At 53.2% G+C, this 23,145-nt stretch carries 33 protein-coding genes; 7 read left to right on the top strand and 26 right to left on the bottom strand.

Features of this window, described 5'->3' with window-relative positions; all coding sequences use genetic code 11:
- Positions 1 to 23: 23 nt before the first annotated feature.
- Positions 24 to 191, top strand: coding sequence for a hypothetical protein (locus HX884_RS04065; protein WP_178327700.1), 168 nt, complete (start codon positions 24 to 26; stop codon positions 189 to 191).
- Positions 192 to 383: 192 nt separating this feature from the next.
- A complete protein-coding gene (locus HX884_RS04060) occupies positions 384 to 1,022 on the top strand; it encodes a hypothetical protein (protein ID WP_178327699.1) in 639 nt (212 codons plus the stop codon).
- A 70-nt stretch (positions 1,023 to 1,092) separates the two neighbouring features.
- On the opposite strand, the gene HX884_RS04055 is transcribed toward HX884_RS04060, so the two are convergent.
- Genes HX884_RS04055 through mobA form a run of 3 tightly spaced genes read right to left on the bottom strand, consistent with a single transcriptional unit; the run spans position 1,093 to position 5,198 of the window.
- Entirely contained in the window at positions 1,093 to 2,118 is a 1,026-nt protein-coding gene (locus tag HX884_RS04055) for a hypothetical protein (protein ID WP_256737089.1), read from the bottom strand.
- A 23-nt stretch (positions 2,119 to 2,141) separates the two neighbouring features.
- Positions 2,142 to 4,841: a relaxase/mobilization nuclease domain-containing protein gene (locus HX884_RS04050; RefSeq protein ID WP_178327698.1), complete on the bottom strand. Its 2,700-nt coding sequence runs from the start codon at positions 4,839 to 4,841 to the stop codon at positions 2,142 to 2,144.
- Positions 4,842 to 4,862: 21 nt separating this feature from the next.
- Positions 4,863 to 5,198, bottom strand: coding sequence for a plasmid mobilization protein MobA (gene mobA / locus HX884_RS04045; RefSeq protein WP_178327697.1), 336 nt, complete (start codon positions 5,196 to 5,198; stop codon positions 4,863 to 4,865).
- Between the two features lie 231 nt (positions 5,199 to 5,429).
- On the opposite strand from mobA, the gene HX884_RS04040 reads away from it, so the two are divergent.
- Positions 5,430 to 5,741, top strand: coding sequence for a winged-helix domain-containing protein (locus tag HX884_RS04040; RefSeq protein WP_178327696.1), 312 nt, complete (start codon positions 5,430 to 5,432; stop codon positions 5,739 to 5,741).
- A gap of 42 nt (positions 5,742 to 5,783) precedes the next feature.
- Here the strand turns inward: HX884_RS04040 and HX884_RS04035 are convergent, their stop codons facing one another.
- The 3 genes from HX884_RS04035 to HX884_RS04025 form a co-directional block, all read right to left on the bottom strand.
- Positions 5,784 to 6,275 carry a hypothetical protein gene (locus HX884_RS04035; protein WP_178327695.1) on the bottom strand — a complete coding sequence of 164 codons (492 nt, stop codon included), beginning with the start codon at positions 6,273 to 6,275 and terminating at the stop codon, positions 5,784 to 5,786.
- Between the two features lie 264 nt (positions 6,276 to 6,539).
- A complete protein-coding gene (locus tag HX884_RS04030; protein ID WP_178327694.1) occupies positions 6,540 to 7,421 on the bottom strand; it encodes a DUF4942 domain-containing protein in 882 nt (293 codons plus the stop codon).
- A 268-nt stretch (positions 7,422 to 7,689) separates the two neighbouring features.
- Positions 7,690 to 7,962 (bottom strand): hypothetical protein, encoded by a 273-nt coding sequence (locus tag HX884_RS04025; protein ID WP_178327693.1) that lies wholly within the window; start codon positions 7,960 to 7,962, stop codon positions 7,690 to 7,692.
- A 278-nt stretch (positions 7,963 to 8,240) separates the two neighbouring features.
- Between HX884_RS04025 and HX884_RS27140 the strand changes: the two genes are divergently transcribed.
- Positions 8,241 to 8,498 carry a helix-turn-helix transcriptional regulator gene (locus HX884_RS27140; protein ID WP_256737088.1) on the top strand — a complete coding sequence of 86 codons (258 nt, stop codon included), beginning with the start codon at positions 8,241 to 8,243 and terminating at the stop codon, positions 8,496 to 8,498.
- A 30-nt stretch (positions 8,499 to 8,528) separates the two neighbouring features.
- On the opposite strand, the gene HX884_RS04015 is transcribed toward HX884_RS27140, so the two are convergent.
- From HX884_RS04015 to HX884_RS04005, 3 genes are all read right to left on the bottom strand, one after another.
- On the bottom strand, positions 8,529 to 9,827 hold the full coding sequence (locus HX884_RS04015) for a DGQHR domain-containing protein (protein WP_178327692.1): 1,299 nt from the start codon (positions 9,825 to 9,827) through the stop codon (positions 8,529 to 8,531).
- Positions 9,828 to 10,199: 372 nt separating this feature from the next.
- Positions 10,200 to 10,514, bottom strand: a complete 315-nt coding sequence (locus HX884_RS04010; RefSeq protein ID WP_178327691.1) for a hypothetical protein — start codon at positions 10,512 to 10,514, stop codon at positions 10,200 to 10,202.
- A gap of 64 nt (positions 10,515 to 10,578) precedes the next feature.
- Positions 10,579 to 12,486: a ParB/RepB/Spo0J family partition protein gene (locus tag HX884_RS04005; RefSeq protein ID WP_178327690.1), complete on the bottom strand. Its 1,908-nt coding sequence runs from the start codon at positions 12,484 to 12,486 to the stop codon at positions 10,579 to 10,581.
- 126 nt (positions 12,487 to 12,612) lie between these two features.
- Between HX884_RS04005 and HX884_RS04000 the strand changes: the two genes are divergently transcribed.
- Positions 12,613 to 12,930, top strand: coding sequence for a hypothetical protein (locus tag HX884_RS04000; RefSeq protein WP_178327689.1), 318 nt, complete (start codon positions 12,613 to 12,615; stop codon positions 12,928 to 12,930).
- 122 nt (positions 12,931 to 13,052) lie between these two features.
- Here HX884_RS04000 and HX884_RS03995 read toward each other — a convergent pair whose 3' ends face one another.
- From HX884_RS03995 to HX884_RS03965, 7 genes are all read right to left on the bottom strand, one after another.
- Positions 13,053 to 13,394, bottom strand: coding sequence for a type II toxin-antitoxin system HicB family antitoxin (locus HX884_RS03995; RefSeq protein ID WP_178327688.1), 342 nt, complete (start codon positions 13,392 to 13,394; stop codon positions 13,053 to 13,055).
- Positions 13,391 to 13,648 carry a type II toxin-antitoxin system HicA family toxin gene (locus tag HX884_RS03990; protein ID WP_178327687.1) on the bottom strand — a complete coding sequence of 86 codons (258 nt, stop codon included), beginning with the start codon at positions 13,646 to 13,648 and terminating at the stop codon, positions 13,391 to 13,393. Before HX884_RS03990 ends, HX884_RS03995 begins: the two co-directional genes overlap by 4 nt.
- A gap of 89 nt (positions 13,649 to 13,737) precedes the next feature.
- Entirely contained in the window at positions 13,738 to 14,487 is a 750-nt protein-coding gene (locus HX884_RS03985; protein ID WP_178327686.1) for an N-6 DNA methylase, read from the bottom strand.
- Complete coding sequence (locus HX884_RS03980; RefSeq protein WP_178327685.1) at positions 14,484 to 14,735, bottom strand: hypothetical protein; 252 nt, start codon at positions 14,733 to 14,735, stop codon at positions 14,484 to 14,486. Before HX884_RS03980 ends, HX884_RS03985 begins: the two co-directional genes overlap by 4 nt.
- 261 nt (positions 14,736 to 14,996) lie before the next feature.
- A complete protein-coding gene (gene psiB, locus HX884_RS03975) occupies positions 14,997 to 15,452 on the bottom strand; it encodes a conjugation system SOS inhibitor PsiB (RefSeq protein WP_178327684.1) in 456 nt (151 codons plus the stop codon).
- A 16-nt stretch (positions 15,453 to 15,468) separates the two neighbouring features.
- Positions 15,469 to 15,729, bottom strand: a complete 261-nt coding sequence (locus tag HX884_RS03970) for a hypothetical protein (protein ID WP_178327672.1) — start codon at positions 15,727 to 15,729, stop codon at positions 15,469 to 15,471.
- Between the two features lie 98 nt (positions 15,730 to 15,827).
- The gene (locus tag HX884_RS03965) at positions 15,828 to 16,091 is read right to left on the bottom strand and encodes a hypothetical protein (protein ID WP_256737087.1); all 264 of its coding nucleotides are present in this window, start codon (positions 16,089 to 16,091) and stop codon (positions 15,828 to 15,830) included.
- A 129-nt stretch (positions 16,092 to 16,220) separates the two neighbouring features.
- Here HX884_RS03965 and HX884_RS03960 point away from each other — a divergent pair, with 129 nt between their 5' ends.
- Entirely contained in the window at positions 16,221 to 16,667 is a 447-nt protein-coding gene (locus HX884_RS03960; RefSeq protein WP_178327683.1) for a hypothetical protein, read from the top strand.
- Between the two features lie 43 nt (positions 16,668 to 16,710).
- Here the strand turns inward: HX884_RS03960 and HX884_RS03955 are convergent, their stop codons facing one another.
- The 10 genes from HX884_RS03955 to HX884_RS03910 all read right to left on the bottom strand — a co-directional run bounded on the left by HX884_RS03955 (position 16,711) and on the right by HX884_RS03910 (position 22,222).
- Entirely contained in the window at positions 16,711 to 17,211 is a 501-nt protein-coding gene (locus tag HX884_RS03955) for an antirestriction protein ArdA (RefSeq protein WP_178327682.1), read from the bottom strand.
- Between the two features lie 388 nt (positions 17,212 to 17,599).
- Positions 17,600 to 18,016: a hypothetical protein gene (locus HX884_RS03950; RefSeq protein ID WP_178327681.1), complete on the bottom strand. Its 417-nt coding sequence runs from the start codon at positions 18,014 to 18,016 to the stop codon at positions 17,600 to 17,602.
- A 60-nt stretch (positions 18,017 to 18,076) separates the two neighbouring features.
- Complete coding sequence (locus HX884_RS03945; protein WP_178327680.1) at positions 18,077 to 18,499, bottom strand: antirestriction protein; 423 nt, start codon at positions 18,497 to 18,499, stop codon at positions 18,077 to 18,079.
- Between the two features lie 388 nt (positions 18,500 to 18,887).
- Positions 18,888 to 19,157: a hypothetical protein gene (locus HX884_RS03940; protein WP_178327679.1), complete on the bottom strand. Its 270-nt coding sequence runs from the start codon at positions 19,155 to 19,157 to the stop codon at positions 18,888 to 18,890.
- Complete coding sequence (locus tag HX884_RS03935) at positions 19,154 to 19,582, bottom strand: DUF1380 family protein (protein WP_178327678.1); 429 nt, start codon at positions 19,580 to 19,582, stop codon at positions 19,154 to 19,156. Before HX884_RS03935 ends, HX884_RS03940 begins: the two co-directional genes overlap by 4 nt.
- 49 nt (positions 19,583 to 19,631) lie before the next feature.
- On the bottom strand, positions 19,632 to 19,853 hold the full coding sequence (locus tag HX884_RS03930) for a hypothetical protein (RefSeq protein WP_178327677.1): 222 nt from the start codon (positions 19,851 to 19,853) through the stop codon (positions 19,632 to 19,634).
- Positions 19,850 to 20,530 (bottom strand): DNA methylase, encoded by a 681-nt coding sequence (locus HX884_RS03925; protein ID WP_178327676.1) that lies wholly within the window; start codon positions 20,528 to 20,530, stop codon positions 19,850 to 19,852. Before HX884_RS03925 ends, HX884_RS03930 begins: the two co-directional genes overlap by 4 nt.
- A 375-nt stretch (positions 20,531 to 20,905) precedes the next feature.
- On the bottom strand, positions 20,906 to 21,241 hold the full coding sequence (locus tag HX884_RS03920; protein ID WP_178327675.1) for a hypothetical protein: 336 nt from the start codon (positions 21,239 to 21,241) through the stop codon (positions 20,906 to 20,908).
- Entirely contained in the window at positions 21,225 to 21,476 is a 252-nt protein-coding gene (locus HX884_RS03915) for a hypothetical protein (RefSeq protein ID WP_178327674.1), read from the bottom strand. The genes HX884_RS03920 and HX884_RS03915 overlap by 17 nt, the downstream gene beginning before the upstream one ends.
- Before the next feature lie 377 nt (positions 21,477 to 21,853).
- Positions 21,854 to 22,222: a hypothetical protein gene (locus HX884_RS03910; protein ID WP_178327671.1), complete on the bottom strand. Its 369-nt coding sequence runs from the start codon at positions 22,220 to 22,222 to the stop codon at positions 21,854 to 21,856.
- Between the two features lie 248 nt (positions 22,223 to 22,470).
- Between HX884_RS03910 and HX884_RS03905 the strand changes: the two genes are divergently transcribed.
- Positions 22,471 to 22,647 (top strand): hypothetical protein, encoded by a 177-nt coding sequence (locus tag HX884_RS03905; RefSeq protein WP_178327673.1) that lies wholly within the window; start codon positions 22,471 to 22,473, stop codon positions 22,645 to 22,647.
- Positions 22,648 to 23,145 lie beyond the last annotated feature (498 nt).

Raw genomic sequence — 23,145 nt, 5'->3', positions numbered from 1 at the left:
GAGATCCTTCAGGCGAAAAAAAAGTGGCTAAAAAGCCACTTTTAAAATTTTTTCAAGTCGCACTTAATGGTAGCGTATCACCTGTTTTTCAAGTCGCACTTGATGGTAGCGTATCACCTGTTTTTCAAGTCGCACTTAATGGTAGCGTATCACCTGTTTTTCAAAGCATCGTTGACGCTTCTTATGTATAAGGATAAGGCCTTGAAGTTAAATGTCAACCCCTATCAAGTCTGTTGTGCAGCAGGATGGACATTTCAGTGACGTGGCCCGCCGTTATTAATTCTGTGATCCCCTTGTGATGCTCGCTTTCAACACCATCCCCTTAGCCTCCGCCAATCAGCTACAGGATAAACCTACGCCACTGGTGATCTAGGACGCCTAGTATGTTAAAGATCGTTGTCGCCGAAAAGAAGGAGCACAAAGTGAAAAAAGAAACATATGTTGATCGCTTAAAAGCGGGCGTCAACAGCCAGGCTGAGAAAGACAATCGCAGCAAAACCCGCAGATATGAGCTTTCCCATAGACAAAAAATCCTTTTCAAACTCCTTAACGACACTATAGCTCGTTACAGCAATATGGGATTTAGTATCGTTTTTACCGGTGTGAGAAATCTGGAGTGCTATTCCGCTGTGAAAAACGAAAAAGTAGCCCCATTCGTCTTCCCACTGCCTGTGTTCTCAATCGTATTTAAAGTCCCGGGTTTCAGGGGAGATGATTCCCTGCGAGAAGATTCGGAATGCCCTCATCTGTTATTACCAGAGGAAGTAACCCGGTTTCGTTTTACTCCACAAGTGAATGAAAACGGTGGGATTGAATATCGTTTTGAAGAATTCATACCCGGAAAGCGATACCGGGCCTCAGGTTACGTGTCCTGGCAGAGCAAAAGTATGCTTTACGATGGGGAATATTGGTTTTTCAACGTTAGTCCTGCCGAAGGTCTGAAAAGCAGACCAGTCGACCAAGAATGTGTGGAAGAGTGGCTGTCAAGAATGTTTGCACTTAATGCAATGACATCAACATGAGAAAGTTCAAACGGGGGAACCCGGCTCAGCTAGTCGGTTTATTTCGTCAGAAATTTCACTCAGCAGTCAACTACTCTATCAGGGACTTACGTTTGATACTAAACATCGGCAATGTAACTACAGCAATGCTCCCGGATAAAAATGCAGCGGTGCAAAGCAAAAGGCTCCCCAACACTCCCTCAGAGAAAAAACGGTAACCAATTAGAGAAACCATACATAAAGCCAGTGCAATCAAACCAACGCGAAAAGTACCTCTCAGGGGCAATTCAAGTATGCTGGTTTTGACAAAGCATTCTCCGGTGTTTTTGTCAGCTTCATTACTGTCGAGTAGGTCCTGGACAGCCTTTATGTCAATCACGGTATTATGAAAAATCGAATCATCTGAACATCTCTGCATATTTGCCAGGATATCTGATAGCGATGGCAATGTTCCAGGCCATTTTTCGGCGATGGTTACGCCATAGGCACGTAATAGTGGCAGTGCATAAGCATAGTGACTGACTTTCTGCACATAGCGATTATCAAGGACAGCCCATACATCCCTGCCGCCCGCAATTCTCAGTACATATATAGAAATGCGTTTGGCTTCAGGGTAGTCATGGGGATAAACGCGAGCAGGAATGTACTCGATGTTATGATGACGGCAAAAGTTTACTCTATTCTTACCCTCCCCCGGGCAAAAGAGGCCCAGTTGAGGGATAAAAGTGTAGCTCGTGCTTTTCAGACCCGGATCAGAAAAAATATGATACCTGATATTTTGCTCATCTTTTTCATCGCAATAGCGATCTGGCCACCAACGCCAGCTGCAACCAAAGGTGTGATATGTAGGCACTAACTGTTCAGTTGCAGAGCAGGACTCAAAGTCTCTCGGGAGGAACGGAATAATACAGCAGAAAAATTCCAGTCCGAAATGAGGGCCCCACTCACCACCTCTCATCCTTCCGTGTAAATCATCCGGAATATCCGATGTATCATTTCTGGCAGCCATATCAATTCGAAATTTCAGGTCAACAAGTTCCCTGGCTGCCTGAGAGACTTGTTCAGGCAGATACGATAAATCTGCTTGTTTTAGAGCACCATCCATTTCCGCAACCATCCTGTTTACTGTTAATGCCACTCTTATCTTGGTGAAGGTGGCTGCCAGGTATTCTGGGGTTCCTCACGCTCATACTGAGCTTCATTATTCTGACTCGCCATATCCGTAAAGCGCTGTTCACTTTCAACACGTAACCGGTCAACATCAGACCGCGAAATCAGGTACTCAGCACCGTCCTGTCGATTAACATTGTGCCACGCTACCATGTTCGCAAAAGCCTGGTTGAACTGTTCATTGTCGCCCTGAGGAGCCATTGCCACATCCGGAGAGCGACTGAACAATATGGGGGAGACTCTCACCATATTCTGTTTCAGCGTGTCGTAATTTCGGCTGTTCCCGAATATCACACGATCGCCGTAGTCCGTACAGACATGCTGCCCGGTTTCTGCGTCGCGGAACTGCACACGACCATTCTTCTGTAGTGCAGGCTTAAGCCCAGGAACTCCGGAATATACCGGCGTACCTCCCGGCTCACAAATCACGACACACCGATTGTCCGTTGTCACTTTTACTGCATCACCACGGCGATCACGATAATCCCATCCACGCAGTTGCGATATCGCAGCCTTGTCACCTTTCAGCGCTTCCACCTCAACCCACTGCCGGTACGACGGCGGGTACCATTTCCCCTCACCTATCAGTTCCATCCGCTCGGCTTTCATCGCGTTCTTCAGCGCAATCAGCGCCTGCATACGTTGTACTTCTGCAATATGGTAATGCAGTTTTCTGACCAGCGGGTCGCGGTGTTGCACCCGGATATGGGCTTTGCGTATCCGGCAGTCGTTATGAATTTCCTGATAACGTTCCCGTCCACGCAAATCCGGCCGGCGCCAGTTTGCGCGCCACGCTGAGTAACGAGCCTTCAGATCTTCGCGCGCAACTGCACGTGCTTCACGCCGCTGGCGACGGAGTTCAGGGTCACGTTTCATGCCTGGAATATCACGATCGCTCACGGCCAGTTCCGGGTTATACCGGCTTTCCGGTGGAACACGCTCAAAGATATTTGTCGGTACCTGTTCAAATGAACCAGCATGGGGTTCCGCTCTTGCAAGCGTCAGGTCCGGATGAACATGACTCGCTTTCACGGGCGTCTGGTCATGATTGTACGCGTCCATAACTACCAGCCCCTGATGCTCTCGCATCAGCAGCAGTCCCTGCCGCGCAAAAATCTCATGGCAGCGTGACCAGGTGAATTCGTCGCCGCTGATCAACGTTTCTATCTCCTGCCGGCAGTGAGATATCGCATACCCCCACAGACTTTCCTTATCCGAGAAAATTTCACGTTTGAGTGCGCCCTGCGGACCAGAACCGGTTCGCAGTTTTCGCCACTCGCGGTCACTGACCGGTGTCGCCTCCAGTCCGGCTCCGGTGTATCGTTCTGTCGGTGGAACCTGCTGGAAAATATCCGCTGGAACAGGCTTCCAGCCCCCTTCATAACTTTCCATGACCGATTTTGTAAGCGCTGGCCAGACGCGTTCTGCACGAACCGGCGTACGCGTTCTGTCATAACCGTCACAGATAACCAGTTTGCCGTGTTGCTCCTGCAGATACAGTCCTGACTGCGCAAGAAGGGTATGCACTGACTGTATATTCCGCTTCTCAGGATCCTGGTCCAGTGCCATCAGCGGTGCGCGCAGTCTGGCAATGGCAAAGTCTGAGAGGCTCTTCGTTTCCGTCATTTTTTCAGGACGTGAAGAGGTTGTTACTTTCGCGGGATCGTAGCGACCAACCTGCGTCACCTGATGAAAAATATCCTGCGCCGGCGGTGTGAATTCCCCCAGTTTTTTGATGAGTTTTTCCGATCGCCATGCCGGGCCATACGCCGTCAGAGTGACACCTGGACGCTCACGCTCCCAGGCATCTTTCACCATCAGGTCACCCTTTTCCTGAACCAGAACGAGACCTTCTTTCGCAAAGCGCTGATGCAGGGACGGCCAGTCAGTAACAGGCTCTTCCCGTAGTCCGGCAATCGCGGTATCGGCAATGTATTCTTTCAGACTTTGTGTCCGGCCACGTTTCCATGCGCTCTGTCTGTCACGCTCTACGGATGTCCTGCGGACAATACGTTTGTCCGGAGTGATAACGTAGCAACCATTGTCGGGTGAAAAACCGTGCCTGAGTTCCAGTTCACGACACGCTTTGTTCAGCTTTTCCTGACTGAACGCCAGTCTGTTCAGGTAGCCTGTTTCCGGGTGTACGCGGTTAACAGCAACGTGAACGTGCAGGTTGTCAGTATCGGTATGAACAGCTGCGACAAACTGGTGATCGGACATTCCTAGTTTTCGCAGGGAATGACGAACAGAGTCATAAATCTGTTCAGGGCGCGGACTTTCATGTGACTGCCAGCTGAGAAGGTAGTGAAAAACAGGGTCACTGTTTTCGTGAGCAAATTTTGCCTGTCGTGCGGTGAACTCCATTTCGTCTGCTGCCATTTCGATGGACGTGCAGTTATGAAAGCATGTCACCCCGTAAAAATTGACCCACTCCCCGCCGTCCGGCATCACATCGACCAGTGAGACAAATGACTCATCACGCAATTTTGTGGCGTAGTCCACAAGGCGGGAAAAACGACTGCGATGAGGCATTTCAGGTTTCATCCCGGAGGCTTTTACCGCTTCCACCAGGTCATCATCACGCGCTTCATCACGCACGGAAACATAGGAGACCAGGTCCATAAATGAGGACTTTCCATCTCTGCGTTTCGGTGGAATGACGGCGATCATAATGTTGCTGTTCTCTCCGGTTTAATCGTTATTCATCAGTTGTTTTCTGAATGCATTTGCCAGATCAGTAATGGCAACAAGCACATCCGCGTAATCTTTATCACCAACCCGTTTCCCTTCTACGAAAAGATGTTTTTGCAATCTCCCGAGCCGCATAAGTTCGGTCAGAAAGGTTTCGTCAGCTTTTGCAGTAACCTTTCTGTTCAGCGCCGCATTTCTGATAAATGCCGATACAGATTGCCCCGTTAGTTCGGCTTGAGCCTCAACCTTCTCGTTTTCATCCGGAGTGAATCTCACGGTCTTAATCACGGTTTTCTGCCGTTTATCGCTTCCCCTTCGGGATACTTTGTCGCTCATGCGGGCTCCTTACTGGGGTGTCGGGGCGAAGCCCTGACCAGGTGGCATTTGTAATATCGTGCGTGCGCGGTATTACAAATGCACATCCTGTCCCGTTTTTTAGGCCATTATACACGTCAGTATCGGTTTCGCCTATGGCGGTTTTGACGGCATCGGCAGTGCAGAGCACTGCCACTTTTTTGACATAACTGGTATGATTTATCGGATTTTTTGATTATTTAAGGTGTGCAGATGAGTAAAAAAACGTTTTATTCCGACGCTGACATTCAAAAGGCAAAAGAGGCCTTGTCTGGATTACCAGATTTAACGCCGCAGAGAAAAACGCAGCAGGATTTTTTGGCTGCGATCCGTGACGATCTAATAGCACTGGTGAAAACTAAAGGGTATACCCTGACCGACATCAAAGAGACGCTTAAAACAGCGGGCTATGAGATTAGTGACAGAGCATTACGTGACATCATGCGTGATGCGGAAAAGAAAAAAGTTATCAAAAAAAATCGCAATCAGAAGCAAGCTAATCCAGCAATTTCAGAAAACCAATAGTTGTAACAGGAAGGACATTTACGTCCTTCCTGATTTCCTGATTTACATTCCCCATTTCCAGCGAAGTTTTCCACTCAATCCGGCAATCAGCATGTCTGTCAGTGGGTCAATTTTTTTCACCAGAAGTCGCCTGACTTTTTCACAATCTGTGCAAAATTCTCCTCCTTCTTGTTCACTTTTTTGTTGTTCTGCCATCCGGATAATTTCCCCCCGACAGTGTGAGGCTACCTGCTCCAGTAAAATGCCAATGACAGAGGCAGAAAAAAATGATTCTTCCGTAACCTGGTACCGATAGTGGCAGATAAAGGCCAGTGTTTGCGCAGCATCAAAACATTTCATTTCCTCGACAAATTCATCGCTTATCTCATCTGTATACACATCACTGTCCGACAATGTGGCCATAGACTGCGCATTCACTTTCGCCAGTTCGCGGGAAAACACTACGGCAAAGGTTGGGTTGATAATCCCTGCAACATCGCAGGCGTATCGGGCAATAGATGCAATTTGTTCCGGGCTGACGCGGTAAAAGGCCATCTGTATATCCTCCTGTTATCACTCTTTATGCCGTCAGTCTTTGTGGACTGCGGCGCATTCAGGTTGTTCACGTCAACCGTTCGCGTCACCGGACCGACAGAAACAGGGAGTAAAGCTGTGCGTACCTTGTTTCTGTCGGGTCAGTGATGCAGGTTATGACGGGAATACCTTGCGCCGTAGTCCGGCAAAAAGCTGAATGCACAAGAGAAAAACACTCCGCACACATAAATAGGCAGTCCTTTGACAGACTGCCGGATAGCTGATTTACGCAGGAGGTAATGCATTCGGATAATGACAGGCCAGAATGTCATTCATCTTTTCAACCAGGTCCATGCGAATAAAGGTGATATGACCTGATCCTTTTTTGAAATACCGCAGACTGAAATACTCTGACGTGAAATCCTCACCGTTAAGCTGATTTGTATGCACAAAATCCCGGAACTGGCATCCAGCTCCGTCACGAAAATCGGGCACGGATTTATTGTCCAGCCAGCAGAAAGCTTTATACAGATCGTCGAGGCGTGTGATACCACGTTGATGAGCACTGACGCCCCAGCGGGTGACATCAACCAACATATTGATGATGATTTTCTTTCCAAACTTCCGCACATTGTTGGTTTTGTAATCCCACGACAGTTTTTCAAACAGTGACACTATACCCTGCTCAAACATTGACGCAGATGAGGCATGCAACTGGCGAAATGATGCCAGTACATTTTCCAGCGTAGCCTCCGGCATATCATCGCTGTACAGCGACGTATGCCAGGCATCGATCTGATCTGTGTTCATCAGGGTTAGCATGCCGGAATCATGCATTAGTTTCTGCCAGATCTCCCGGTCAACGTCGCGAAGGATAATTTTCTGCCACCGGCTTTTGTCTGCGCAGTGATACAGGGCACTTTCCATCAGGCGAGGAAATGACATGCCACCGGCATGACTGCATCCTGCAGAAGAAAACTGTACTTTCGCTTCTGTAAGCAGTTGCATCGCGCTCTCCAGCGCCGCCAGTCCAGCCTGACGGTGCGCCAGAATTCGGTCAATGGCTACGGACGGGATCATCCTCTGCCCGCTATCCGGTTGAATGTCCTGGCTGAGAGTGCAATGCGATAACACGTCTTCTGCCGTGCCGTTGTGGTGTTGCAACATAATGGTGTCCTCCAGGTGGATAAAAGTTGCGGATCTTCGTGTCGCAACAGGAGGAACAGCACGGCGGGGAGTGCTGGCAGAGGGGGCCGCAGGTCAGCTTCGCGTCCCTTGCCAGCCAACGAGACGTTGTGATGAGATACCTGCGACAGGAAATCCGCAGAACGTCCCCACCGGGTGATCAGTTATTAGCAACACAACAAGGTAGGGCACGCGCAGGCGACGTCAGAAAATAGTGCGCCCCGCCATCATCAGCAGAGGCGCATCCAAATTATTTTCTGATTTTGTTGGGTGGGTAGGTCCACAATGGCCTGTCAAAGAGCGCCAGCATTTCCATGTCAGTCATGAGATGACGTGGATGCTGCGTAAAATCTTCGGGGAAATCCGGGATATCGTCCTGCTCACTGCCAGGAACAATTGTGGAAGGGGTATCGGCTGCCGTGCCGTTGTGATGTTTCTGCATAATGGTGTCCTCCAGGTGGATAAAAAGTTGCGGATCTTCGTGTCGCAACAGGAGGAACAGCACAACGGGGAGCGCTGTCATGGGGGCCGCAGGCCAGCTTGCGTCCCTTGCCAGCCAGCGAGACGTTGTGATGAGATACCTGCGACAGGAAATCCGCCAATCCCGGCCACCAGGTCACCGGCGAATAGCTAAACCACACGGCACGGAGCGGCCGCAGACCCTGGTAAAAAAACGGTGTGCCCCGCTGGCGTCAGACAGGGGCACATCCTTAATGTGAAAAAAGTGCAGAATCTGCACTTTTTAAAAAATTATTTCACGATAAAATAAGTGCAGATTCTGCACTTTTTTATGAGATAAATATGACCGGATGGGAACTTAAACTCTGGCGCAGGGGAATGTGCTGGTCACGGGAGAAAGCGGCCAGGGAAATGGGCGTCAGTCTGCGGACATGGCACGACTGGGAGAATGCGCAGGAAGTGTCACGGCAGACTGAACTAGCCACCCTTGCCCTGAGCACCCGCCAGTTACTGCCGGACTGGCGGAGCCGACCACGCAAACATCCCCGCGACGCAATTATCTCGATGCTTGAAAATATGCACTGCACCGGGGGAAAATAAGCCTGCCCCACCTGGCAGGCTCCGGACCAGTCACCCGGCCAGTGACGCCACCCACTGACGTAGCTTGCGAATATTCCGCAGGGTTGACAAAAACTCCCCGTTGCTTCGGGCCAGCATCAGCGGAATTTCGGCTTTTACCCGTTCAGGAGCGCAGGCCTTTTCGCTGGCCACGGTCTCGACTTTCGTGGCCAGTTCGGCCACAAGTTCATCGCTGACGCTACCGTCACACGCTTCACGCAGCCAGGCATGGGGATGTGCGGGGTCCAAGCCGAATAACGATAACAGTCGGGTGGCAGTCCTGTTCTGGGCTGCGGCATCGCACTTAACGGTTCTGGTTTCGCTGTCCACGCAAACCCCCTCCCAGTGCGCATGACTAAAATACTCCACCACATCAATCTCCGGCAGTTCCGTCATTCGCTGGCGCAGCTGCACGGCAACAGACGCAGCAGTATGATGTTCCAGCATCATCCCCGTCGCCAGGCCAATTGCATTTAACATCACCCCGTGCGTTCCGATGCTGACACTACGGTAATAACCCGCCCCAAGCTGGCCACCGATCCAGTCCCAGCGTAATACCTCGGACCAGCAACGCCAGAGTTCCGTTGCATCGTTCCGGACGTTGTCGGGAACCGCATCACCGGCACGAAGCCCCGTCATTTTTCGGGTGGCATCATGTAGAGCCTTGAAACTGACCAGCAGATCGCTTTTCGCCGGAACAACATTGTGTTCATAGTCCACGCGCTGATTCAGAGCCTCCACACTGGACGCAATATGGCGGACCAGATCGTTCAGAGGGTCTTTGTGGTTGTAGGCCATCGAGATAGCCGTGGCGGGTTTACTGGCATTGTTGTTAATGTCCGAGAAAAACTGCTGCCGGGTTTCCAGCGTCAGCCCGGTGGTCAGCAGCAAGGTGATCATATCGGAGGCCTCCGGACGCGCCGCGATATAATCCATGATCCCACGGGCGCGGTGTTGGCCATCAAACAATTTAATCTCGGCGTCCATAGGGATAAACAGACGTCCCACGTTCCCCTGAACGCCCTCAGCTGCACGGAACTCCACGGGTTTGTTGATGTTCCCGGTGAGGGTCCCAAGGATGAAGTCACCACCTGTATCGTGTCCGTGGGTCAGGTATTTGGTGATCCGGCGGGAACGGGTCTGGTTCAGTTCGCGCTGAGAACGGGACATAACCTCCCCTGCGTCGTCCGGTGCCAGAATGCGGCGTAGCATGTTCATGGGAGCAAACAGGACATACTGTTCACGTCCACCCTGCTGACCACGGATTGCCGGAAATTCAAACCAGTACACATCATTGTTAATCTGATTCACTACTCTCTCCTTCGGGTTACGGGCCAGTGGCCCTTTCTGCCGTGTCCTTATTCCTCCATCTGGAGGGCGGAACCCGGTGCTGTGACCCGGTTCGCACGTTCCGTCAGTGACGGATGCAGGGGCGGCGGCTTGCCGACGGGCAAAGCCTTCACCCTTGTATCCGGAACAGGAACGGGCACCGTAGGGAACAGCTCCGGACGTTCCGCCTGCCAGGAGGTTAAGGGGGAGAGCGGTATGCAGGCCGGGAAACCCGGCTTTCCTTTGCGGTCGCCACCGGCGTACCGCCGGGGCCGCGCGGCCGGAACGGCAGCAGGAGGCCCTTTTCGAAATCAGCAGAAAATGACGCCGGACGTACCGGCGTCGGGATGGGTGTCAGCCCTCTTCGTTGATTTCGTCATCAAAATGCATTTCCGCAACCATCATGAGTCCGGGCAGTTCATCACGCTCAATGCCGACTGCGCGGCACAAGTGCATCAGATCGGCAAGAAAATCGGTGATTACGGTGCGGACATCCTCTCCAGTGCGCGCCAGCCCGGTACGGGTGGAAAAGAGGCACAACGCCTCTGCCACCAGGGCGGCGCGGTCTGCATTATTCAGCTCCTCAGCGTGAATAAACGCAGCACCATTGACGGCCACACGGGCCAGTTCCGTAACGGAAACGGGGGAAAATTGAGTACTGGTGGTCATATAACAGGCTCTTTAGGATGATCGGGAATGGGTTTGCCGCCCGGTAACGGGCGGCATCCTGCACTTACGCAGCTTTCTCAGTGACACTGTCACCGTCACTCGATACATCCACTCGCGGTTTCATCCAAGACGGCACCCAACGGGTCTCAGCCATTTCTGTCCCGGCGCGTTCGGCGGCCTCACTACGCTTCATCGCCAGTACGTCACGCGCCGCATCGCTCAGTCCGGCGTCCGACAGCGAGTCTGAAATCTGACGCTTGTTCAGTTTGCAGAAGAATCCCGCCGCCGTTGGCTGCCACCACTCGCGCAGGTCAAATCCCATCACCGTTTCCAGACCATCCAGAGGACTGCTTCCGGTACGTCCATACTGGCGTTCCTGAACACCATTGATGCCCTGTGACACGCAGAATCCCAGCAGGGCAATCACCCTTTCCTGCGGCCACCCCAGCAACCAGCTGAATGATGTGTCCCATCCCTCCGGAAACTGCGCATGCCAGGCTTCACGCTGCTGTTCCAGATGCTGAAAACCACGCCCACTTTTCCCGGAAAGCGCAGAGGACACCAACGTGTGCTGAGACGAGGTCAGCCGGACATCGAGCGGATTCACCCCATAACGGGCGGTGAAACAACCCTGGCACAACGTCCAGGTCAGTAGCGCCAGCGCCACCTGCGGCTGATCGCTAAGGGCGGCCTGTACCGCCAGAGTTCGCTCACCCGACATAGCCAACACAAAGGATGCCGCAAGCGCATCAATACCGGTTTTCACTTCGGCGTTGTCCGTCCCTTTTTCGTCAGATCCCGCCATAGCCGTGGTGGTTTCATCCGCATTTATATTCATATCAGCGCGGCGGACAATCCCGTACATGACATGAATGTCTCCATCCACCAGGCAGACAATCAGCCCCGCCACGGCCTTTTGTTCCGCAGTCCAGGCACGGCGTTCTGCAACATCTTCCATTGCTGCCATCTCTGCGGCAGCATCGTCATCCTTCCTATGACGCAGGTCGTCATAACGTGCTTCTTCTTCATCAGTGAATTCACCCGCATCAGGGGAAAGGAAAACATAATCTCCGGCATCCGCGCTCCAGCGTGTAAGGACTGACAGACGTCCTGCTGCCCATGCCCAGCCCTCTTCTTCACATAATGCCTGTGCATGCGCGTCCAGTTTCTGCAACACAAGCTGATCCAGCAACGTCGGGTTCACGTATCCAGCATCCTCCTCACTGAACAAATCGCGGCGCACCTCGCCGCCGCCGTCAACATAGGCCGCCTCACCCAGCCACTGAAACCGGGCATTGTTCAGAATGGAAACTTCATTTTCCGTGATATAACGGCGTAACACGCCGGGTGTCACGTTGATGTATTCCTGACAGGCCTGTTCCCACACCTGCATCTGACGTTCCTGACTGTCCTCCAGTGCCAGCACCTGACAATGTTCCGTGGTGATGTCATCTCTGGCCAGCGCGTCAAGGAGTTCAGGGGCCAGTCCGGCCAGTTTCAGCATCCGCTGCACATGACGGGTCTGATACCCCAGCAAATCACCAATCTGCGCGGCACTTTTCCCTTCCTCAGCCATCATTCTGAATCCGGCAACCTGCTCTGCCGGGTGCATGGTGCGGCGTTTGCTGTTCTCGCTCATCGAGACGGCCACGGCCAGTTTTTCGCTGACGCGTTTCACCGGGATCAGCATTTCTTCCGGCCAGCGCCCTTCTCCGGCCAGCAATGCCAGCGCCGCAAGACGCCGTCCACCGGCGGCCACACCTGAAATCCCGTCAGCCATGTCGTGAACAACCAGATTATGCAGCAGACCGACAGCGGCAATATTGTCAGCCAGGTCACGGACGCTCTCCGGGGTGTACGGCAGGATACTGACATTCAGCGGGGATTTTTGCAGATGTTGCAGCGCGATATACTCCACCGGCGCGTTATCGACAGCGTTCTGAACCTGATTTTTGGCAGTTTTACGTGACATATTTCATTCTCCATTTTTGAAATGAAAGTCCGTCAGAGGCGAAGCCTCTTCTGCCGTCTTCCCTTTATTCCGGGCGCGACAGCGGACCTGATGTTGACGTAAACCGTCCGCAGCGCCGGGCGCGAAATGACAAGGAGTAAAGCATGCGAACCTTGCCATTTCGTAACCGGAGATGCAGGTTCAAAACGGCAACATCCACGCTATCGCAAACGTCTAAGGGAAGAGGAAGAAAACCAGGTGGCCTTACGCCGCCTTCGGGCGGCAGCGGCCCCGCATGTGCAAAGCACGTTGAAGGGGCCGGCTCCGGGAAAAGGTAAAAAGAAGGTTAAAAAATTTGAGTTTGTAAATTATGTGCACCAGATCACATTTATGGATATGATTCGCCGCACTGGTCGTCGTGGAAAGAACCAGACTCAATTTGAACCGTCAGGTGATGTCGCCTGATGGTTTTTTTTTGCCGCTTCCGGCTCCTGAACCTGCAACAGACGGGCATATGCTTTCAGGAGAGTGTCTTGTCACTCATTCACCAGGAGAGAAAGCCTGTCTGAACGACAGGCTTTCTCTGGTCAGGCATACTGCTGAATAATAAGGTCAGCACCCTCATTTAAAAGCTGATTAATACTCTCCCCTTGTGCTGCGGCGATACCTTCCAGAATGGCATGGCGCTCCGGAGTCAGACGAGTGGAAATCTTACCGCTGTAAGCCTTGTAAGGTTCCACACCTTTGGCCTGACACGTTTCAAGAAAGAATTTCAGGGAAGCTGCGCCCTCCTGTTTTAAATCCTTCACGTTGTCCGCGTAAAAATCCGCGCCGCCATTCAGACCGATAAACTCACCGCGAAACATGTCAATTTCAGGATCAAAGTTGATCACGGCTGTTTGACCGTTAATTTTCATCACATTAATCATGGCCTTATCCCCATACTATCTAACCAAACGCGGGTCGAATTCACCGCACCTTTGTCCATTGTTGTTTCAGGGTGCGGACGATGATATACCCGCACCTGCCCCTGTAACGTAAACGCTACCCGCGACCCCTCGGCACTGTCGTCAACATCTGCTCCCAGAGAAATCATCAGCGCCTTAAAGTCCCGCCATTCCAGCGTCCCTGTCACCGGGCGACGATAAATCGCCTCTAACGTCTTTTTATGTTGTCGCTTCATATTTTCATGGTATCAAAAAATGATACTAATGATAGTATCATAAAGTGGTGTCATATCAAGTCCAATGGCCATCCCATAATGTCCAGGGATTAAAGGACAAGTTTCCGAAGCGCCTGGAGCATCTCCCATGTACTCAGACGAAAATCCCATCCATTAAGGTAATAAACGGGGGTATACCTGGTTTGACTGATGTTCTGCGAAAGCGAGTTGCCGGTTTTCACTTCTGCGGGGATCCCGAGCAGACTGAGTTGCACATAGGTCATATCTGCGGCCAGCTGATCCAAATCAGTGCATGAGGCAAAGAGATGCTCCGCAGGATTGGCCCCGGCTTCGAGCATCACATCAGCCCAGGCTATAACCATTCCGCCTGCGCCACTGGCAGGTTCGCCGAACGTGACGAACGGCTGGTCTTGCAACTGTGCCAGAATATCGCCACGCAGCAGCTGCGCCAGCATTTTTGTCAGTTCCCACGGTGTGAAGAATTGCCCCATCCTGCTGTCGCCCAGCTCAAGCTCCATAAATACGGAACCGAGAAAATCATGGTGCTTTCTCTCCAGCGCCCTAATCATCAGTTCAAAAAGGTGGTGAAACTGTTCAAAATCAGTGTCGTTGTATCTACTGCTGATTCTGGTGTATTCGCCGTTACCTGGCTGAGTAGCTATACCGGCGACGTCGAGTTCACGGGCGACCAGCGCGATAAAATCTGAGAAGACTTCATACCGCCGATGATGGCGGGCTGTGTGACTGAAAAGGCGAACGAATTGTCGGCGAGCTTCGTCTGCACCGACATTCTCGGGCAGAACATCGGTCCCTTCGGCGCTACGGGTGAGCAACCTCATGGCTGCACCTCCAGATGGCGGAAGAAACCATCCAGCGGTGCTGCGGCCGCAACCGGCCAGCCATCAAGGAGCCAGACGCTAAGGTAGTCCGGCCCGTCAAAAACAGTGTATTCCACTGCCTCGAGCGGGGGGCAAAAATCACTCTCCTGCCGTTTGTTTGCCGTCACGGTGACAACGTGTTCAAAAAGGTCGGTGATCTGCTCCGGGCTGAGTGTGGCGGTATCATTAATGTCGTTCTGTCGTTTCATTTTCCTTTCCTTCTGTATTGTTCTCCCGGCTGTCCGGGCGTGAAGAAGGACCGCCACACCGCAGCGAGGTGATGCAGGGGCAGTGACAAGGCCGCAGCCCAAAGGGACCGGGGGCAGTCACTGAGTGCTCGCACGTCCCTTGCAGCACGGAGGCGGTGTGGAAAGGTCAGATAACGCCCGACAGAACCGGGAAAACGGGAAGGGTAAAATGAGACGACAGCATGAAAATGGCACCGGCAGAGGCCGGTGCCTGAGGCAACATCAATCAGACAGACTGTTCATTAGCTTATGGGCGTCGGTTTCCAGGACATCCGCCATTGAGGCCGGACTGTAGCCATTGGCTTCCATGACTGCAGCGGCCTGTAACAGGCGATTGAAGATATCCGGATAAAATTCCGCCAGCTGCATCACGCAGCGGACAAACAGGCCGTCCGGCTGTGCCAGCACGAGAATCCATGCCAGGGAGAGATCGCCGGGGCTACAGATACATAGATCCAACGCACGAGTGGCGGAAGAAAACCGGCACTGAACAGGGAACAAACCGCCGAACTCTCCGCGATACTCCGGGTTCAGCTCCCAGCCTTCCGGTGTGATCAACTGGCTGACAACCGCGTGAGTCATCTCGCGGCGAGCCTCATGGCCACGGGCGCGTATTTCTTCAAAATCCCCGGGATTCATGCCCCGGATGCAACTCAGCGACAAGGATTGTTCTTTCATGAGTATCTCCCTCTTCTCAGCTCAACGCGCGGCTGGTTTCCAGCGAACGCAGAAAATGGCTCCATTGACTCCCGCACATTGCCGGAACGCGCACCCGGACATGCTTATGCGCGCAACGTGCAATGTGACGGCCCAGGTCGCGAAGGTCAGGATCGATATCCTGTACGGGGATCTCTTCATGAATGACCCGCAACTGTTTTTTTCGCGGCTCATCCGATAATTCCTGTTGCGCGATCCAGGTCGCAGATGATGTAATGAGCGAAGGTTGGTAAATCATCGTATTTGATTCCTCAGATGTTGATGGTTACTGGCCGGAACCCCCGCTGTAACGGGATTTCCGGCATGAAAAAGGCAGGGGTAAATCCCCTGCCTTTTTTATTTCTGCATTTCGAGAAGATAACGCTCCAGATCGTTCAGAAAGCCGGTTTCATACGTCCATGCACGCCAGAACAGATGCTCACCCTGGTAAATGGCGTACTGCTTTTCCCCGTAGCGATCCGTATTCGATACAGATGCTGTCACACCGGGTTTAAGGGTGATGCCATACCGGGCAAGCAGTGCTGCTGCACGCTGGCGGATCACCTCACTGTCAGAGGGTGACTGAACGGCCTCCGGGCCGTTTCTGCCGTGGTTTTTCATCCTGGTTTTCTCCTTTCCGGTTATTCACTTCTGGTGAGCCTTTAGCGGCAAAAAGGAGCGGAGGAGCAACGGCAGGGCCGGAAAATCCAGGGGCCGCTTGCGGCGTTCATCTTCCCTGGATTTCCGGAAATGACGGTGCTACAAAGCGAGCCGCTGAAGGTCACCAGGAGTGACGTCACAAAGGTTGAGGATGAAACCATGTCCGGAACGCTGGCGTTCCGGCCCTTACAGCCCGGGGGTATCGGGCTGCCGGAAGCGCCGTCACCGGCGCGACAGAGCGGCGTGACCGGAACGGTCGCAGCAAGCGTGCAGTTGCGTCATGGGATGGAAACCCGCTGGCCCGAAGGGCCCGGGCAGAGACAGCTTCGCTGGCTCTGTGCGCAGCATGACAGCCCGCCCCGCCAGGGGGACGCCCGGTGCAACAAACATCAGCTGAATAAAAAACTAACAGGGCAGTCCCCGAATACGCACATCATCCGGAAACAGAAACGGGAGCAGGAAACGGGCATTCGCGGCGCCGCAGGCGCGGCGTTGCCTGTTTTCGCGGCCGCAGGCCGCAGGTTTTTCGCGCGCTGACAGGCCGCACAAAGAACAACCCCCGCCAGCGCGGGGGAAGTGCTTATCGGTAGAAAACAAATCCATCGCATATCACAAACGTGTCGAGGAAGAGATCGCGCGCATAAGCCTCGTAGTCAAAATAGCGCTTCATGGTTTCAGGCACCCCCTCCAGTAACTGACACTCTTCCACGAATTCCACGGCAAAATCTTCCTCGCTGTTTGCCTCTCCCCTGTACGCATCCCTGAACGCCTCGTAGTCACACACGCCGCTGTATTCCACCCATGACACAAAGGCCTGTGAGTTCCCTTCCTGGCTTGCCTGCTGCCAGGCGGCAACGAATGACCAGTCAATATGACTTTCCGATGCCAGCCCGTCCGGAAACCCTTCATAGTCCTGGAACATCAGTTCCGGATCATGTTCGTCCTGGTGCAACTGGTGGCAGGCCTCATAAAAACCAGCTTCATCATCGAAATCCGTCAGGTCAAACCACTTACCCGCAATGCTTCCGCAATTGTATTTGTGATAAGTACCGACATAGACAGCAGGTGTGACAGCAGACATAGCGCCCTCCTCAGGTGGCAGAATTCACGATTCCGGCATTCGCCGTGCCGACACGACAGCCCTGCGATCAGTCAGTGATGCAAGGGAGACATCAAGGCCGCAGCGCAGCAAACGGAGGGAGGAAAGCTGGACGGTGAGCACGCGAAAAATGAGCGGGCGAACGACGGGAAGATAACGACCGGAGAGCAGCGAGAACGGGCGCAGAGGTCAGCGTTAGCGGCCCTTGTATCACTGACAGCAGGGCTAAAGTTGAGGCACGGCGATTGCCGTCGCGACGCCGGGGGCTGAGGGGGTTATATCTCCGGGCCGGCCTGCCCGGCCCTGTAAATGCGGAGTGTAGCGACATCCTTTTCGCATAAGACAGGCGGCCATACCGCCTGTCTGACTGCTACCCGGCCAGGGATTTCTCAACGGTTTCCAGCGCAGCAAAGGCTTTTAGTATCTTTTCCTGCTGGCTTTCCTGGCGGAGTTCATAGCTGTACCTGAAGGGTTGCAGGTGAGTCTGGGCTATTTCCAGCACTGCCCAGAGCGCTTCTGCCGGAACAACCACTTCGCGCTCATCTTCAACTCTTTCACGTCGGATCCCTTCCAGCATGTCCCGCAATCTGTCTTCATCGAAGCTGCACGACATATATTCGTCCGGGATACGGGAAAGCAGTTCGTGCGCGATACTGTCCGGCAACTCCGGTTCATCACACAATGCCCTGACCAGCTCCACGGTACAGATAATGACAGCGATTTTACTGGCTGGATCGTGCTCTCTCAGCAGGGTTTCCGTAATGTCCTGAACGGTTGAATACATCATATTTTTGTCTCGCTAAACGTCTTTTGGGGGGGCAGGACTGACGCCCTGCCCGGTAGGGTGTCAGTCCAGAGCGCGCAGGATAAGATCGCGCTCTGGATGTGTTTCAACAAATGCCATCAGTTGTTCGTAGCGTTCGAGGAAGTGGTTGCAAAGTTCTTCCTCATCATGATGGCTGTACATCCAGCAACGGTGATTCAGCACCATTGCGGTGATAAAAATCCCGGCGGCATCGGCGGACATCTCCTTCTCAAACCAGTTATCCGGGTTCCACACTTTTACACGCTCCACATCCGGCGCCAGATAGCCGCCACCATCAGGCAGGGTGTAAAACAGCCATTCCGCCCCGTCATAATCCTGAATGTAACGATCGGCATAGGTGTAGATATTCATTTCAGCCCGGACAAAATCATTGCTGAAAAGAACAGGGAGAAAAGACAGACGGGCATCACGGGTCACAAGTACAGCATCGGTCAGGGTTTTCATAGCAGCCTCCACGGTTACATAGTTCACGGTTCCGGCATTCGCCGTGCCGACACGACAGCCCTGCGACCAGTCAGGGATGCCAGGGAGACTTCAAAGCCGCAGCGCAGCAAACGGAGGACGGGAGCTGGACGGTGAGCACGCGAAAAATGAGCGGGCGAACGACGGGAAGATAACGGACGGAGAGCAGCGAGAACGGGTGCAGAAGTCAGCGTCAGCGGCCCTTGCATCCCTGACAGCAGGGCTAAAGTTGAGGCACGGCGATTGCCGTCGCGATACCGGTGGCGGAGGGGTTTTTTATCCCCGGCCGGCCTGCCCGGCCAGAAAAAGCGGAGTATCACGACATCCTTTTTCGCTGTGAGGAGACCGCGCCGGCGGCCTCCTGATAGGGTCAGTAAATCACTGGAGAAAAGGGAATGCCGGTCAGTACCACCTGATATCCGCATTCGGGGATGGCAGCAGCCAGCGGCCAGCCGTTCTGCATCCAGACAATGACGGTTTCGTGCAGACTCTGCATCACCATCGCATTGGCCGCCTCCGGCGGCGTAAACGTATCCGGCTGCGCCTGGTATTCCGCGCACCGCAGGATATAGCAGAACACATCCGTTAACTGGTGCACCGTCAGCGCCTCATCCGCTTGCTCCGGTAAATTCGGGGTCATAGTGCTCCCCCTCCGGCCATATGCTGCCTCAGGATAACGATATCCTCACGCGCGCGGCGGATGCTGTCCGGTACGGTATGACCAGCATCCCAGGCCTCGCTCTCCTGTGCGGTCAGGTCACGATCCAGCCTGGTGAGCAGCCGTGCGAGAACCGTACCGGGTACATTCACTTTCCGGGTCGCCTCCTCACGGTGCTGTTGCAGCAACCCCCGGGCCGTATCGAGGGTTACACCATATAGCCGGTATTCATCCATCGGGATCTGTCCTATGGTGGCCATAACGGCATGGGTCTCTTCATCCGTTGGTTTTAAACCGTTGCAGGCCGCTTCGGTGCCCCCTTCTGTCCATAACAGCAGTGCCAGCGGCTCATCAGGCGTGAACATCCGCGCCAGCTCCTCACATAGTTCTTCGCAGGTTCCGTACATCGTTTTCTCCGTTATTCGTTGTGGCCGGGCAGTCGCCCGGCCATACGCATCAGTCTTTAAAGCACTCATCCAGCACCAGGATTTCTTTGTAAGCCTCCAGAAAACCGGCATTTATACGTCGCAGTGTCTGCCCGGCCAGGCGTTCCATCAGTAAGGGGGCCTGGTAGCTGTAGCAGGACTCCAGTCGGTTCAGCGTGGCGCGTAAATCGCACATACTGTTCGCCAGCGCCGCCACGTCCTTACGTAATTGGCTGGTTTCGTTCTCCGTCATGCGGCCTCCCGCCAGAAATCATCATTCGCGGCCGGTTGCAGCATCGCGCGACGCACGGCTTCCAGGCGTTGCTGACCAGCAGCGTGATACTGAGCCATCAGTTCGATCCCGATATACCGGCGCCCGGCCTGTGCGGCCGCAACGCAGGTGGAGCCGGAACCTGCAAAGGGATCAAGGACAATGGCGCCTGGCGATGTGAGTGATTCGATTAACGGTTGCAGGCTTGTGACCGGTTTTTCTGTCGGGTGGTGGCGATTGCCGGAATATTTCCAGCCCTGCACATCCGGCAACGGGTTTGCCGGCAGTTGCGGACGGCCTTTTGCCAGAATGTAGGCGCATTCATGGGTGTAGCCCACGTAAGCGGATTTTGACGCGTAGGTTTTCGCAAACACCAGGTGGCCGACAATGGAAAAGCCCGCCGCCTTCCAGGCGTTCACAAAGCGGTCAACGCGGTTCCACCCGTAAAAACTCACCAGGAGCGAGTCCTTCTTCAACACGCGGTACATCTCATTGCAGGCTGGCTGTAGCCATTCATCGGTTTTATCGCCAGCGAGCGTGCGACCGGAACGATCCTTGAATCCGACAAGGTACGGAGGGTCAGTGAGGATGAAATCTACGGCGTTATCCGGAAAGCCAGCCATAATACGGACGCAATCACCCTGGATGAATCGGGACATAGTAAGACTCCTGAGGTTACATGGGGGGACAGGAGGTGGCCGGTACGGCCACCGTTCCCTGCTGCCCGTAGCCTCAACGCCCCGCACGGCAACGGGTCAGGCCGACCGTGGAATACCGAGTGCCGGTCTGTTACGGCACGAGGATATGCCGCGAAAGCGGCTTGAAGGGCGAGCCTTATATGCGAGTGACTGGCGCAAAATATCAGGGGCGCCAGGCATGAGCGGAAAAAACGCCCGTCCCGTGACCGCCGGGCGGGGCACGATGGCTACGGGCAGTGGATATCTCTCCGCGCAGCGGAACCATAATGGAGCGAAGCGACATCCTTTAAGGATGTCAGGCAAGGCATCAGGTTCTGTCACCTGATGCCCGTCGACTCATCGGAACACTTTCTCCCAGGCGTTTCCGTGGTCATCATTGATGTTCAGGTTATCCGACTGGCCACTGACTTCCCAGATATCCAGAAATTTCAGTCCAGTCAAAACATCGACCTCTCGCGCATCCAGCATGGTGATCCCGCTAAACCACACGGTACCGTCGTGAAACGTCCAGTAGCCATCCTTATCTCCCCCGGAAAGTGAGCCTTCCCACCAGGTTCTACCCATCCGGCGAGCGGCCAGTTCAGCCATCTGCAGATTGTCTGCACGCAGCAGAAGATGGGTCGTTGTCTCTGTGCCTGCAATATCGAGGATATAGTTAATCAGCCAGCACATCGCGCACCTCCAGAATTTCGTCAATTGCCCACTGCAGGAACTCCCAGTTAAATCCCACATTCGCATCGTGGCAGCGATCGGCCAGCTCCATTGCGGTATCAATCTCATCCTCATCCAGTGAGGGTTCCAGCTGCAGGAAGTCATCAGCCAGCCAGAACGTGCCACAGCACATTGCCTCATCGGGATAGCGGGACAAGCGTTCTTTCAGTGCCCGGACTGTCATTTCTCGTTTCATGCTCTTCTCCTGGCGGGTTTTCCCCGCCCGCCCTGTTCACACAAATGCGGCACGGTGTTGTGCCGTGAGCAAAACGCAGACGGGCGAAAAGCGGAGGGGACAAGGGCGTGAAAGGAAGCCGCAGCGCAAACGCGTTGTGGGCTGAATGCTCCACAACGTGTGCGAACGGGTGACTGAACGGCATCGCTTTACCCTTGAACACGATGCGGCCCGGCTAAAGTTAGCTCACGGCACAATGAATAAATAACCAGGCAGAATTCTGGTTATTACAAACGGGTGTGCAGCGGATAAAAAATATGTGGAGCGAAGCGACATCCTTTAATCTATTCACCACCATTGTTCTTCAGCCTTGATTAGTGAAATAAATCAACACGGCTTTAATCAGGAAACATAGGGTATTTTTCACCATACTGATACGGGTTTTCCTGCGGCTCAATCTGCCAATATGGTCGCCCGCCAATAATCGATGGCCCTCGCGTCTCAACAATACGTTGCACTTCGATTAAGTCATCGGCCAGTGTCTCAAGAAAGCACGGATCTGGTTTTTGTAGATTGTTTTTCAGCTCTGCTCCAGTGTTGTGTAATCGATTAGTAACAACACTTCGAATCGCGTGCAAATCTAACTCAGCAGCCTCCATTCTGTCGGCATATTGCTTCATTTCTTTACGAATTTCGAGAACATGGCTTCGTTGAACAATAGCGAAAAATACGGCAGCAACTGCTATAGAGATATAAAAGATGCTCAATGTTTCGTTCCTCGTGTAATTATCCCGCTGGCCTAAAATGAATGCCAATGGCATCGTCCGAACCACTTTCTTCCATTCTTATACCAGAACAACCCGCAGCGACACTGTTCAGAACCTGAATCAGACCAGATTAAGCCACTTTCGGTATTGTTCGTACCGACAGGGAAAAAGGATCATTCTAGGCAAGGCTGGTCAGGCAAGTCACAAAGGGATATTGTTACTGGGGTAAGTACCATCGAGAGGTAGCTATGGCCGATAAAAAAATCGAAAGCCCAAATCCATCAAGTCAAAAAATAGTTATCCATGACGAACTGTGGATGGCGCATGCTTCATTTTATGCGAAGAAAACTAACCGTTCTTTCAGAACGAATATCTCCAGTCTCGTTATCGTGACAGAAAAAAATGGCGAAAGTAAAAGTGACTGAAACCGTGCCGGCGGTTCTCTACGTCTGATGTACACATTCTTCAGGTTCTTCCAACTCACGTTGCCGCTTGCCCCCTGCACGGGGATTAACAGTCCCCGTGCAGACATTATGCACTGCCGAGAAATCCATACACTGGACGCGCGGTAATTCTGCCCATTATCCACACGGTTGTGCACCGTTTCTGTGGATAATCCATCTCTGGTAGCGACCGCCGCTGACCGGCATGCCACATCTTGTGTCCATGTCACTGCAGTTCCCCCTTCTCTCCTTGATAGGAAAAAGCGTGCCGCCTACCTGGACGAAACGGCATATCCGGAAAAAATCTCCAGTAGCTGCGGTTACTAGCTCCGAATTATTTGTGACGGTTTTTCAATTCATTAGAGATCGAAGCAAAGATTGGGCTTGAAACATGCGAAAATCAAGAAATAATACTGTTTATACATGGGTCTTCCCTTGTTGTGGTGGCTGAAGGCATGATAATGGCGTATTAAATCGCCA

It is taken from the genome of Enterobacter sp. SECR19-1250 (assembly GCF_013391025.1).
GTDB lineage: Bacteria > Pseudomonadota > Gammaproteobacteria > Enterobacterales > Enterobacteriaceae > Enterobacter > Enterobacter cloacae.
This window is presented reverse-complemented; position numbering and strand designations above follow the sequence as displayed.